This window comes from Aquimarina acroporae (genome assembly GCF_023195925.1).
GTDB classification, from domain to species: domain Bacteria; phylum Bacteroidota; class Bacteroidia; order Flavobacteriales; family Flavobacteriaceae; genus Aquimarina; species Aquimarina acroporae.
In genome coordinates this window covers 551484-566513 of the sequence record NZ_JALPRE010000003.1, presented here as the reverse complement: position 1 = coordinate 566513, position 15030 = coordinate 551484, and the positions used below count along the sequence as shown (strand labels likewise).

The 15030-nt window shown below is 36.6% G+C and carries 6 protein-coding genes; all 6 read right to left on the bottom strand.

Going from position 1 to position 15030, the window contains the following annotated elements; all coding sequences use genetic code 11:
* Positions 1–173: 173 nt before the first annotated feature.
* The 6 genes from M0D21_RS06960 to M0D21_RS06935 all read right to left on the bottom strand — a co-directional run bounded on the left by M0D21_RS06960 (position 174) and on the right by M0D21_RS06935 (position 15026).
* A complete protein-coding gene (locus M0D21_RS06960) occupies positions 174–4499 on the bottom strand; it encodes a glycosyl hydrolase (RefSeq protein ID WP_248327759.1) in 4326 nt (1441 codons plus the stop codon).
* An 81-nt stretch (positions 4500–4580) separates the two neighbouring features.
* Complete coding sequence (bglX, locus tag M0D21_RS06955; protein WP_248327757.1) at positions 4581–6890, bottom strand: beta-glucosidase BglX; 2310 nt, start codon at positions 6888–6890, stop codon at positions 4581–4583.
* Between the two features lie 96 nt (positions 6891–6986).
* The gene (locus tag M0D21_RS06950) at positions 6987–8630 is read right to left on the bottom strand and encodes a glycoside hydrolase family 16 protein (RefSeq protein WP_248327755.1); all 1644 of its coding nucleotides are present in this window, start codon (positions 8628–8630) and stop codon (positions 6987–6989) included.
* Positions 8631–8722: 92 nt separating this feature from the next.
* The gene (locus M0D21_RS06945) at positions 8723–10516 is read right to left on the bottom strand and encodes a hypothetical protein (RefSeq protein WP_248327753.1); all 1794 of its coding nucleotides are present in this window, start codon (positions 10514–10516) and stop codon (positions 8723–8725) included.
* Positions 10517–10537: 21 nt separating this feature from the next.
* Complete coding sequence (locus M0D21_RS06940) at positions 10538–12004, bottom strand: RagB/SusD family nutrient uptake outer membrane protein (protein WP_248327751.1); 1467 nt, start codon at positions 12002–12004, stop codon at positions 10538–10540.
* A gap of 4 nt (positions 12005–12008) precedes the next feature.
* Positions 12009–15026: a SusC/RagA family TonB-linked outer membrane protein gene (locus M0D21_RS06935; RefSeq protein ID WP_248327749.1), complete on the bottom strand. Its 3018-nt coding sequence runs from the start codon at positions 15024–15026 to the stop codon at positions 12009–12011.
* Positions 15027–15030: the final 4 nt, after the last annotated feature.

Here is a 15030-nt window from a genome sequence, read left to right as displayed (position 1 = left end):
CAAATACAAGGAAATATCCGACATGGGAACAGCGCTTTCTTATTCAATCATTAATATTCTTATACTACAAGATTATATAGTGCTGTTTGCAAAAAGACAATTTTTATATGATTATTTAATGGCATAAAAAAAGGTCTTCGTATTTGAAGACCTTTATATCAATACCTAATAAACTACATTTTTAGAATTTTATAAACTTCCCTCTTTTTATCCCCAAAAACAGACAGTAAATACATTCCTTTTGGAAGTTCATCAACATTTATACTTAAATTAGAAGTATTTGTTTTCAATATTTTATGAATAAAGAGTTTTCCGGTTACATCAAAAACCTTAACATCTTGTATGTTATTTAAATTAGATAATGTTATAGTTTTGTGAGCAGGATTAGGGTAAACACTAATTTGAGATAATTTCTCTTCTTGATCTATATTATTTAATTGTTTCACACTGTTACAATTGCCAACTGTAAATTCATTTCGCATATTGAACGTATTGTTCTCGCCACCAGTTGGTAGACTATACGTATAATAGAAGTATATCGTCTGTCCTAGAATTGCATTGATTTGATAGGGTTGCCCTGGAGTCACTATATAACCTGGGTAACTACCAGAAGGTGATGTTCCGTAATATAGTATACATATATTATCCCCTACGCCAGAAATTTCAGGAATGAAAGTAATTGATGGGTTTTGCGAATCTGAAGATATCGTAAACCTATATTGTTCATTTGAAGATATCCCTGAACATTCATTATTTCCAGTAACCTTTTCTTTAAATTCTACATAATTAATATTAAACCCATTACTATCGAAAACCAATCGTAATTCACGAATACCACTGCTAATTGAAATGTCATTTACCGTTACCGTAGTATAAGACTGCCAATTTCCAGTAATAGGAACAGTAATTATATCTGTTATAGAAACACCATCTAATTCTAAATGAAAACTACCTCCGCCAGAAGGAGAAGCAACTCTAAAATCTATATTATATCTCTGAGATCCAGCTGTAGCATCGATATTATACGCTAACCATTCCCCAGCTTCAATCCATCCTACATTGTGACCTCCAGCACTATCACCAGTAACTTCTATATCCACATTATCATTCCTATAAGCACCACCAGTATTCCCCGCATCAACATCAGAATAACCAATACCTTCACCTCCATCTTTATAATTTTCTGCTTCAATCACACCTGGTATCACAATACCAGTAGCTAAGCTATTTACTGTTACTTGAACATTTGCAGAAATACCTCCGCTTGCTGCAATAATTGTATAAACACCACTATCTGAAGAAGAAAACAATCCATTCTGATCAATTGTTCCTCCAGAAGAAGACCAGTTAAAACTTGAAGCAAAGAGATCACCAAATTGATCGTAACCCTGAGCGCTGAATTGTTGGCTTTGACCAATATTTATTATACTGTTTTCTGGAGTAATTTGTATACTAGATAATACCCGATCATCTGAAGGACCAGTATATTCAAAAGTCATTCTACCCAAATTAAATCCACCTTCTCCAACACGTACCCTAATTACTTGCTCCCCTGCTACAAGATTCACATCTTCGGTTACAACATCTTGCCAAACATTCCAATCTGTTCCTGTAAATGGAACAGTAATATCGTCACTAATTTTTGACCCTTCCTGTTCAAACCAGAATGGTCCTCCTCCATTGGTATTACCCGACGCATATCTCATCGTTATTTTGTAAAGCCCTGGGTTATTTACATTAACTGTATATTCTAACCACTCTCCAGGGTCTATCCATCCAACAGTAGCTCCTTCATTATCGTCTGTATTTGCATCTACCCCTTCATCCTGTCTAAAATTTCCTTCATTGTAGGCTGTATTATCGCTATAGGTAATACCTTGTCCATTTCCTCCTTCAAAAACATCGAAATGTCCTGATTCAATTGTCCCAGGAATAGTCATCAGTGTTCCCTGATACGCAAGTTGACTCCCAACTTGAATTCCGATAGAATTAGATAAGTTAAAATTATTTCCTACAAAAGCCTTGGCATAAACTTTAGGAAAACCTGCGGGCAATGCTCCACTATTGATAGTGTAAGGAGCAGTGGTATCTGTTCCCAATAACGTTTCGTTTGCATAAAATTCTACTTTCGTAACCCCAGCCCCTGTAACCGTAGCAGTAAGATCAACATTACCTCCAGAGGGTATTTCAAGAGTATTTGTCTGCAAGATTACCTGTACCTCTATATCTCTACTCGTAGCCATACTATTACTAGGAACGTTTAGGCTGTATCCATCTGAAAAACGAACTGTAATCGGAGAATTTCCGTAATTATGAGCAACATAAGTTGTGGTTTCATTACTTCTAAACGCAGCTGCTATTGGGTAATCGGCCGTTATTTCATTTGCTAATTGACCGAGAGAAACCATAGTATGCAACCAATGGTATGTTTGTGTATCTGAGATTCCCACTTTTATATCTCTTGAAGGGTATGCACGATACAAATCAAGTGCTTTTTGTGGATCAGCAAATGATAAAAATTTCCAATACGTATCATACCACAGATTCGCATTTGGAACATTATTTAATACTTCTGTATTTTGAGTCATTTCTAACCAAACTCTATCAACATAATCTTTTCGATGTCCCAAGTACAATGACCCAGCATGAATAGGATATAATTGAATTCCGTATGAAGCCGCTACATCGTTGGTCCACCAAGTACCATTATCATATCCTCCAGCCCATACTCGTGCCACCATATCGTATTGATATTCTGGCTGAAAACTTCGTTGTTCAACATCGAACCAGTATTCCTGAATTGTAGATAATTCTGTCGTATATAAATAAACACCTAAATCTCTTATTTCTTTATTATTAGTAATTGTACCCCAATGAATTAATGCCGAATTAAATTGCATAGACTCTGAGGTAGATTCTTGGTCATTTCCAAAAGGTTCTGTAGAAAAACCATTTGCCCAGCTATGTCCTCCATATGGACTAAAATTTCTTAAAAACGGGAACATGGAGTCGGTCCGGGATGGATTGGCAGCATCTCTAACCAATAAATTAATCATTTCACCCCATTGAGCCGCCCAACCCGGATTAAACTGTTCGATTGCAGATGCAGCATGAATAAAATATCCCCAGTGAAAATGATGATCATTTAAATTGGTATCTTGTCTATGTCCTGCCGGATATCCAATTAAAGCATCCCAATCTGAGTTATAATAGAATAAAAATGATACTTCACCATTTTCTGCAGATAGCCAGTCTTCTAATCTTACTCTAACAGTATTAATTAATTGATCCCTAGCTTCTATATCACCAATTTGATTTGCTATTCTAGCAGCTTGCACCAATCTGTTCATATCTTGCCCCTGATTATAGGAGTCTGTCCATTCAGCTAATCCATCATTTTTAATTTGATCAACGGTACTTGCCAAAGCTCCCAAATCAAAACCACTGGTATATTTTCCTAAATCAGGTAATGTTGGTAAGATTCCACTAAAGGTATTTTGAACCGTAAAAGTATTCCCCTCAAGAGTCTTAATAGTTCCTCTTACTGAATGATATTCATATCCATTTGGACTTGGTGAACCCGAAGACAATCTATCCCACTGGTGAGGTAGTAAACCTTGTAAAATTTGATTATGACTCCCTTCTTTCACATCCGTCGTAATTGTAAATGTAGTTCTCACCTGACCGTTCGTCTCGTTATAATCCCAATCTACCCTTGTATTATCAGGAAAAACAAACGCATATTTTTCATAATCTGAAATAGCAGTATTTACATCTACACCAAAAGGTAATAATACCATCGACCAATAATTCTTACCATTCAAAGTAGACGTATAGACTCCGTTACTACCTATCCAAGTAGATCCAGAAGGAGCAAACACTACGTAATTTGAATTATTCATGTTATTTTGAATAATTAGTTTATTACCATTAGTAGTAACTCCAGCTTGATTGAAATTTACAGCTACCTTAGCTGCACCTGCGGTATTACTTTTTTCAAAATATACAAAGGGGGAACCTATATTTACAGTACTATAAAATTGGTTTCCCCAATTCATAGTTACGCTCCAATCAGAATGATCAGATACGGTAGAGTTGGGTTCTCCTAGATTCTCGGTTCCAATGACAATTGATTTTACATCGCTCATAGGTTGTCTATATTCTATTGCATTAGAAACCAAGGGAATTGTATAGTTAATATTTAGCCCTTCTGCCAATGACCTAAATGACAAAGGGTAATTAAATGCTTTCCCTCCATGATCAGTTTTAATCATGTCTGACCACCAATCATTGGTAGGTATTGGTTTCGAAGCAGCTTCACCAGAAACCCAAGGAGTTCCAGATGGAAATCCGTTTCTGCCGGCAATATCTACTCCAGGAAAGGTAGTTGTGTAGCTGCCGTTTCCAATAGGAACAATTTGAGCATGCAAATCCTTGTGCAAAAAACTTAGTATCAGTATACAAATTACACTGATAGTATTATACCATTGTGTTTTCATTTTGTTTTGAGTTTATGTTAAAATTTTTAAGCCCGACTAAGGTTATTTATTTAAAAGTTATGTAATATTATATCCTCGCTGCTATTCCAATTGAAAGCCTGATTGTATTGTGCGATCGGAACTCCCACCTACAAAAACTTCGAATTCCCCCGGTTCTATCAAAAATTTCCCTTGATTATCATAAAATCCTAATTCTTCCTTTTTCAAAAAGAATTGTACTGTTTGAATTTCTCCTGGCTTTAATTCAATAATCTCAAAGCCTTTTAGTTCTTTTACAGGACGTGTAATACTGGCAAAAAGATCTCTGATGTATAATTGCACCACTTCCTTTCCTTTTACTTTACCAGTATTCTTTATATCTATCGAAACTATTACTTCAGGATTTCCAGCACTTTTATTAATGATTTTAGTAGTAAGATTCTCATAAGCAAATGTTGTATAACTAAGTCCATGCCCGAAAGCATATAACGGTGTGTTCTCTTGATCAGAGAAATGGGACCAAAAAACAACGTCTGGTTCTGGTTCTATTGGTCTACCTGTATTTTTATAATTGTAGTAAATTGGCACCTGCCCGACATCTCTTGGAAATGACATAGGTAACTTACCGCTAGGGTTATAATCTCCATATAGCACCTGAGCTATCGCATTACCACTTTGCGATCCTAGCTGCCATCCCTCAACAATTGCAGGGATATGCTTATCTGCCCATGATACTGTTAATGGACGCCCATTGTTTAGTACCAACACTATATTTTTATTTACCTCATACACCTTTTCCAGGAGATCCTGTTGCACTCCTGGTAAATCTAATTTTGTACGACTTCTTGCTTCTCCACTTTGAAAACCAATTTCTCCCAGGACCATAACCACTATATCTGATTGTTTTGCCAGATCTATGGCCTCCTGAAATTTGGTTTTATCATCTGTATTTATCTTTGTTTCGTGTATAAAAGATGTTTCACCTAAAGATACCTCAGCCCCAATTGCATATTTAAGTTCATTTCCCTTATACTTTTGCATTCCTTCTAAAACCGAAATTGCAGAATCATCATCTGCGGCTATTCTCCAACTCCCTAATGGACTATTTTTATCGGCGGCCAAAGCACCAATTAAAGCTATTTTTTGGCCTTCTTTTTTTAGAGGTAGAATGTTTCCTTTATTTTTAAGAAGCACAATAGATTTCTTAGCCATATCTAAAACGGCATCATGATTTTCTTTGCTATTTAATATTGAAATCTCTCGCTTTTCATCACAATACTTAAAAGGATCATCAAACAAACCAAGTTCAAATTTCACCTTTAAAATTCGACCTGCAGCATCATCTATAAGTTCTTGACTAACTTTTCCTTCTCGAATTAAAGCAGCCAGATGTTCTACATATACATAGGATTCCATATCCATATCTGATCCCGCATGCACAGCTAACTCTGCAGCTTTTTTTTCATCCCGAGCATATCCATGTGCAATCATCTCTGTAATAGAACCCCAGTCTGAAACAATGAATCCGCCAAAATCCCAACTACCTTTTAAAATATCTCTTTGCAACATTTTATTTCCCGTGGCCGGAATACCATTTAATTCATTAAATGAATTCATAAAAGTTCTAACCCCTATTTCTGAGGCTTTTTTAAAGGGTGGAAAAACAATATTATGCAATGTTGAGGTTCCTATATCAACAGTATTATAATCTCTACCAGATTCTGAAAAACCATATCCTGCAAAATGTTTTGCACATGCAGCAATTGTATTGTTAGCAGCTAAATCTTCTCCTTGAAAACCTTTAATTCTGGCTTCGGCGATTTTTGTTCCTAAAAAAGGATCTTCCCCTGCCCCTTCCATCACACGACCCCAACGAGCGTCTCTTGAAACATCTACCATTGGAGCAAATGTCCAATTAATCCCAGCTGCCGATGCTTCTAAAGCGGCTACTTCTGCAGATTTTCGTATGGCTTCCATATCCCAACTTGCAGATTCGGCTAATGGAATAGGACTTATGGTTTTATACCCATGAATAACATCAAAACCAATAATTAGTGGTATTCCCAATCGAGATTCCTCAACTGCAATTTTTTGCACTGCCCTTACATTATAAACTCCTCTCACATTAAGCATAGATCCCACCCATCCTTTACGAAGATGTTCATATTTTTTGGCAGCAACACCTTCTTCAGGTTCAGGACCGGTTAGGTCCCAAAAACCATTATACTGGTTCATCTGGCCTATCTTTTCCTCAAGTGTCATAATTGATAATAAAGAATCTACTTTGGCCTCAATAGGGTCAAGCTGCATCTTTTTATGGTTTTCTTGCTCTATTTTTATATCACCGGATTTACCACAACTCGTCAAAAGCGTGGTTAGAGTAATCATAAAAATGATAATACTATTTCTCATCTAGGGTATTAAATATTTACTGATTTATAAAAATTGGAAGATTATCTGGGGTTAATAATCCTCCAATCTAAAATGAAATGAAACTAATTCTGCTCTTTATTGGTATACTCTTACATAATCTATTTCCATGGTGGATTCAGTAAATGCAGGATCAATGGTTCCTCCCAAGGTTCCTCCCATGGCTACATTGAGTATTAAGAAGAAACTATTACTTGAAAATGGCACATCGCTTCCGTACGAAAATGTGTGATAAGAGGTTCCATCTATAGAAAATACAATCTGAGTAGATGTCCACTCTACTTCGTATATATGGAAATCTGTTGTTGCACCCGAAATTGTTGTACGATCTACTACAGCATTACCTCCTGAATTTTCTGGAAAATGTAACGCACTAGAAACTTCATCTATATTATTCCCTACATGTTCCATTATATCTATTTCTCCGCAAGCTGGCCATCCTACCTCATCAATATTTGCTCCCAGCATCCATATTGCGGGCCAGGTACCTCCTCCTGCTGGTAACTTTGCTCTTACTTCTACTCTACCATGTGTAAACTCAAATAAATCTTGTGTTTTAATTCTTGCCGATGTATATCCTCCAGCTTCTGATTTAGCGGTTATCTTAAGGAGCCCCTCATCTATTATTACATTTTCTGGATCATTAGTATATGACTGGGATTCATTGTTCCCCCAACCACACAAGCTTGGACAACCATCACCTAAATCATATGTCCACTTGGTATTATCTAAACTACCATTGGTTTCAAATTCATCAGACCAAACCAAAGTATTAAATGCAGAACCACTAGTATTATCAGATCCCTCTGGAGTAATCAAAAACCACCAGTCAAATTCACTATTCCCATCTGTAGTTCTTAGAGAAAGATCATTACCTGGATTATTAGGATCATAACCAACTAATTCATAGGAATGGTTACCCCCAGTATAATACCCTATAAATGAGGTTCCTGTGAGATTAATCATTACTCTATCATCTGGCGCTGTAATAGTCCAAGACCCTGTATAGTCAGATAATGGGTAATTCAAAATATCTGCCCCATCTGGAGTAATTGTATGTGAACCTAATTCATCAATAAGACCGACCCTGCCGAATACCGTGCCATCAGTATTCTCATTTGGATCATCATTGGTACTATCGGTAATATGTGTAAAGGTTCCATCTGCGTTAAAGACATATCTATCATCGTACATTCCGGTACCCGCTTTGTCATTTGCAGGTGCAGAGAACCATTCTCCAAAGACATCTCCTCCTACAGGGCCCAAACCAAAATGTCCACCTACTTCATTTTTTATTCTCCATCTTCCAGAAGTTAATAAGTCTATGAGCGCCTGAGGTGGTTCATAGTTAACTAATACCTCAACTTTAAAAGTTTTACTAGAAGAAACCCCACCCGTTCCGTTCGCAATAACAGTAACCGTATAAATATTTACTCCTGTTTGAGAAAAACTAAATTCATTAATACCTGATGGAGAAGAATTAATATTTTCATTGTACACGTAGGAATATGACACAGCATTATCTGCATTTGCTGTAAATACTACTACACCGCTTCCATCTCCGTATGGATTATCTGTATCGGCGCCAACTATATTAATATCTACCGTTAGGTTTGTAGGAGCCTTTAACTCTCCCAATTGTGCATCATCTTCTTGGCAACTCAGATTTACTACTATGAGTAATGTGAGGGCTACCATTCTTTTAAAAATATGTGTTACCATAACCTTATTTTCATTTTATACATTTCATTTGTTCAATGATCAAATACAGTATGTTTTATTATTTTTTATTATTTATAAGTAGTTTTTCTTATTTATAGTTTTACTAATCTAAACTGCCAAAATACTCCCGACCCTGTTTCTATAACCAAACTTAAAGAATCATCATTCAAAGAAGTCACGTTATACGTGATAGAGCTAGGAACCGGTACTCCAGGTAATTCTCCTGCATTACTTGCCTTTGCTAATCCCACAAAACTACCTTCTCCATTTATAGTTAAAGTCCCAGCAGCTTCATCATAGAGATACGTTCCTGCATTAGTGCCATTATGAGGAGCAACTGGAGTACCACAAGCATCGGTACCTCCTTGCCAAGCTTCTACCCATGTTTCTCCTCCCATTACATTGCTAAAGCTTCCATCGGCTCCAAAAACATATAAATCATTGTAATAACAAGCTCTTGCTTCTACACAAGCATCATCACAATTAAACCAGCTTACATCACCAGGTGCAGGGCCCACACCCAGCGAACCCGCCTCTGGAGCCAACTTCCAAACACCTTGAATTGGTATAGTAGGATTTTCTCGAATTAATCTAAATTGCCAAAATACTCCAGACCCAGAACCTGTTTCTATAATCACACTTAGGGTATTATCATCTATAAAAGAAACTTCATAGGTTATTGAGTTTGGTACTGCGACATTGGGAAGTTCACCCTCATTATTAGCTTTTGCTAATCCTATATACGCCCCTTCACCAGTTAACGTAACAGTACCTGCCACTTGATCGTAGGTATACGTCGCCGGATTAGATCCGTTGTGAGGAGCAACTGGGGTACCACAAGAGTCTCCACCTCCTTGCCAAGCTTCAACCCAAGTTTCGCCTCCAAGAATATTACTAAAAGTCCCATCGGTATCAAAAACATATAGATCATCATAGAAACATGCTCGGGCACTAACACAGGCTTCGTCGCAATTAAACCAACTTATATCTCCACGTGCAGGTCCTACTCCTAAAGCACCCGCCTCTGGGGCCAACTTCCAAACTCCTTCAATGCTAGCGACCACAGAGGTAGTGAGTATGATATCATCAAACAAATATTCTGTATCGTCCCCGGTATTTCCAAAATCAAAGAAAATTGTCAATTTTTGATATTCTTGTGAAGTATCAATACTACCAAAATCAAAACTCAATTCCTCCCAATCATTGGATACTGAATTTACGACATCTACTTCATGACTTATATTCTCGTTTGACCCATTTTCAACTTTTAATTTAACAGTTATCCCGCTTTTTGGAGAGTTTATCTTTAATTGAATTAATTTATTAGAAGAGAAATCAATAGGTTCTTCTAGCACCAATGTGCTACCTGCAAATGTTTCTGCTCCATTGTTTTTGATTGATCTCCCGACCTTAGAACTTGAATTTGTTCCTGAAGCATTTGGATTATCGATAACAGAACTATTTGTACCTCCAAAATCTACAAACTCATAAATAATGAAAGATTCAAAATCGATAGGGAATTGAATCGGATCATTCCCTGAGACTACAATACTTTGTGTGTATTCATTGGTAAGACCAGTAGGGCCAACTCCTATAATTTTAACTTCATATGTTCCTGCAGCGTAGACATGCTTAACCGAAAAACCTGGTAACACCACGGTAGGTTCTTCATTCTCTACATCTCCAAAAAAAACTTGAAAAGATGAAACAGAGATTCCACTTGGTATTATGGTCACTTGCCCCGTATTATCCTGTGTAATGTTAATATCAACCGCTATATCGGTAGGAGCACTCGCTTGTAATTCTTCTAAGCTATCATCTTCATTACATCTATTAAATGTAAATATGATTAAAACTATTAATAATAATGACTTAAAAATTTTCATCGTTTTTCTTTTTTGTTCCCTTTAATACCCTGGGTTTTGTTGCCATATACCTCCTGCTAATTGAATTTCAATCAATGGAATAGGAAACAATTCGTGTTTTCCTACTACAAATCCATTTATCTCGTCTGCAGCTCTTCCTGTTCGTACTAAATCAAAAAAATGATGCCCTTCACCAACAAGCTCCACTCGTCTTTCTGAATAGATTGCGTTGGTCAATGCTACTCCGGTAACTGTAACATCAGGTAATTGAGCTCTTGTTCTAACTCTATTAAGGTATACCAGTGCTCTATTATCATCACTTGGAGACTTTCTGTTATGAGCTTCGGCTGCCATAAGCAGTACATCGGCAAATCGTATAGCTCTATAATTGTTTGGATTGGTAAGATTTGCATCTCCCGTATTTAGGTCACCCACACGCGCAATATATTTTCGATTATAAAAACCTGTGTGTTCAAAACCTGTTGAGAATGTTGCCCCCGTTTGTGATGCCCAAGAATTGATATCTAAAATCGCTACATCTCTTCTAATATCTCCTGGTTCAAAGGCGTCAAATACTTCTTGGGTAGGGATGTTGAAACTGAAACCTGATTCGAACAACGGCCCTGAATAATTTCGAATACCATTAAAACCAACAGCAACATTACCTTCGCTACATTGCAAACAACCAAATCCTGCTCCTTCTTCATCAGAATATTGTATTTCAAAAACCGATTCTATGTTATTTTCTCCTGCTTGCTCAAAAATTGATTCATAATCAGACACCAAATCATATGGTCCAGCTACGACTTGCTCTAAAATGGTAGCAGCTTCCGAAAATTTATCTTGAAAAAGATAAACTTTCCCAAGTAACGCCTGAGCAGCTCCTCGAGTTACTCTTCCTATTTCAGACTGAGTATCGGGCAGGTTATCTGCTGCAAACTGTAAGTCTTCTTCAATTAGTGCATATACGTCTTCTTTTGGTGCTCTATCAAAACTAGTTTCTTCACCAAATAAAATTCTTTTGTCAATTGCCAAAGGCACATCTCCAAACCACTTTACCAATTCAAAATAATAATATGCTCTTAAAAATCTTGTTTGTGCTATCACCTCATTTTTACCAGGAAAATCAATTTTGTTTTGAAATTCCATAATGTAATTGGTTCTGTTTACTCCTCCATACATCCAAGACCAGATATCTCTAAGTTGAGCATTAACCGGTGTGTGCATCATATCATCTATTTCCTGAATACCTGGGACATCAGTAGCACTCTCACCACCTGCCAATGTATTATCTGATGCAATTTCTCCCAACATCACATTTATGTATGTAGATTGAAGAGGGTCATAAGCAGCTATTAAGGCATCTTGATATTCTTGCTCTGTATTAAAAAAGTCCTCAGAATTGGGGTCGACCGACTCCACATCGACAAAATCATCACTACATGAAGTTATCAGTAACATTGTCGCCAAAAGGATTATTGGTACTATATATTGTTTACTCTTTTTCATTTGTTTAAAATTTGAGATTTACTCCTAATAAATATGTTCTTGGCACTGGGTAAAATCCTTGATCAATTCCTCCACCAATCGGTTCTCCAGAAGATGCAGAAGGGTCATACCCATTGTACTCTGTGAAAGTATAGAGATTGTTTACCGTTGCATATATTCTAAGTTTATCGATTCCAAGAGTCTCCATATCGGCTTCATTAAAGGTGTAGCCAAGTTGTATATTTTGAATTCGAACATATGAGCCATCTTCTACATAAAAACTAGAAAACAAACTATTTGAATTGGCTCCATTGGTCACCCTAGGAAAAGCATTGGTAGTACCCTCACCTGTCCATCGATTTAAAAAGCCATTTCTTCTGTTCACTAATGGTTGATCTCGTTCATAATTCCTAACAATATCATTTCCTAAGGAAGCAAAGGCATAAGAAGAAAAGTCAAAATTCTTATAGTTAAACCCTATATTAAGTCCCATGGTTACGTCTGGTATAGGGTTTCCTATATCGGTTCTATCATCAGAATCGATTTGACCATCATTATTCATATCGACATATCTTAGATCCCCTGGAGCAGCGTTTGCTTGGGTAGCATGAGCATCGACTTCGGCTTGGTTTTGAAAGACGCCATTGGTTTGTAAACCATAAAAGTATCCTATTGGTTTTCCAACTTCCATTCTAGCTGGAGAATCCTGCCCCACGCCAAAAGAACCTCCTGGTATAAAACCACTATCACTATTTACAAATAATACCTCGTTATCTAATGTTGTAAAGTTATAGCTGATATTGATATTTAAATTATCCGATAGCTTGTCTGCATAACTAATTCTAAACTCAAACCCTTTATTCTCTACAATACCAGCATTAATAACCGGAGGAGAAGACCCCGGAGCACCGGCCCCTAGAATTCCTGATACAGGTGAGATTACCAATAAGTCCTCGGTTTTTTTCTGGAAATAATCGAAGGTGATATCAATTTTGTTTTTCCAAAATCTGGTATCAAGACCTATATCTAAGGTTTTTTGTTTTTCCCATTTTATTTCAGGATTAGATAAGGCGCCTATAGCTTCTCCAAAAACCAATTCGTTATTTATGACATACGTTCCTTCTCCATTGAGCAAAGAAATAAATCTGAAATCAGGAATTCTATCGTTTCCGATGATACCGTAACTTGCTCTAAGTTTTAAAAAATCTAACCAATTACTATCTGCTAAAAAAGATTCGTCAGATACGACCCAACCTAAAGAAGCAGATGGAAAATATCCGAATTTATTCTTAGGTCCGAATTTGGAAGAACCATCACGTCTTATTACCGCTGAAAGTAGATACTTGCCTTTAAATCCATACTGTAATCTGGAGAAATAGGATAGTAACCTAGCATCGAAAGTATTTCCACCGTTAAGGAAATTATCTCTTATATCTGAAGCCTGTGATAACTCTGCATTTTCAAATGAATTCCCTGGGATATCAAATCCGGTAAAACTCGTGAACTCACCGGTTGATTTAAAAACCGACATTCCTAATAGCAATTTAAGGTCATGATCTTCTGCGAATACCTTTGAGTAGGTAAGGAAATTGTCCCATGTAAAGTCTCTGAAGATATCTTCATCTTCGGTAACACTACTTCTGTCTACGTTAAAAACTTTTCCTGAACCATAGAATACTTCTGGTGCAAACATTTTCTCAGACACTTCTGCATAATTAAACTGAAATCTAGACTCTGCTTTAAAATTCTCTAAAAACTTATAGCTAAGACCTGCAACTCCACTTATCTTATGCACTCTGGATTCATTAAAGGTATTTGCAATTTGTGCAACAGGGTTAATTACTTCATTTCCCAATCCTTCTGCCAAAGTAAAATCTCCATTTTGATCAAGTACAGATAAAGTGGGGGCCATATTTAATGCATTAAATAAAACTGACCCCAATGCATTCTCCAATAACCTATTTCTATCTGTATAAGTATATATGGCTGAGGTAGATAATTTGAAGTTTTCAAAAAATTCAAGATTATAATTTGCTCTACCTGTGAATCTCTCGAAGTTGGAGTTACTGCCACCTACAATTCCGTCTTGACTTAAATATGAAGTCCCTGCAGAATAATTAGATTTACTTCCTCCTCCACTTACATTAAAATTCACATTAGAAATAGCTGCAACTCTAAATATTTCATCCTGCCAATTGGTTCCTTCACCAAGTTCAGAAAGGTTTAAAAAAGGAGGAGTATTTCCTCCATTAACAAACGCTTCGTTTATTATAGCTCCATATTCTGTTGCATTGAGCACAGGTATTTTTCTAGAAGTTTCCTGAAATCCAGTATAAGAATCGAGCTCAAACTTTAATTCTTGGTTTTTTCTTCCTGTTTTGGTTGTAATTAATATAACCCCATTTGCAGCTCGAACTCCATAAATACCAGCTGTGGCATCCTTAAGTATATTAATACTTTCTATATCATTTGGATTAATTACACTGAGATCTTCAATTACATTTCCATCTACCAAAATTAAAGGTCTATTATCTCCATTTGTACTTATACCCCTAATGGAAATAGTGGAAGCACTTCCTGGGGCACCTGATTGTGAAGTAATATTCACCCCAGCTACTTGGCCCTGTAATGCTTGTTCTACTCTAACCACATTGAGTTCTTCAATGGTTTCGGCTCCTACTATAGATACGGCTCCAGTAACCTCTTTTTTGGTTTGTGTTCCGTATCCAATAATTACTACTTGCTCTAAGGCTTGACTGTCCTCCTCTAAGGTAACATTGATCTCTAAATCTTGACCAACTACAATTTCCTTAGTTATAAATCCCACATAAGAAAATGTGATCGCACTACCGATAGGTACTTTATCTAACACATAATCCCCATCAAAATTTGTTACTGTTCCATTTGACGTGTTTTTTACCAATACATTTACCCCCGGAAGAGGTAATCCATCGGGGGCAATTACCTTTCCTGTAATCTGAATTTCTTGCGCATGTATCAACGATGTTAAAAACATGGCTATTGCGAAATATGCAATTTTCATAAAT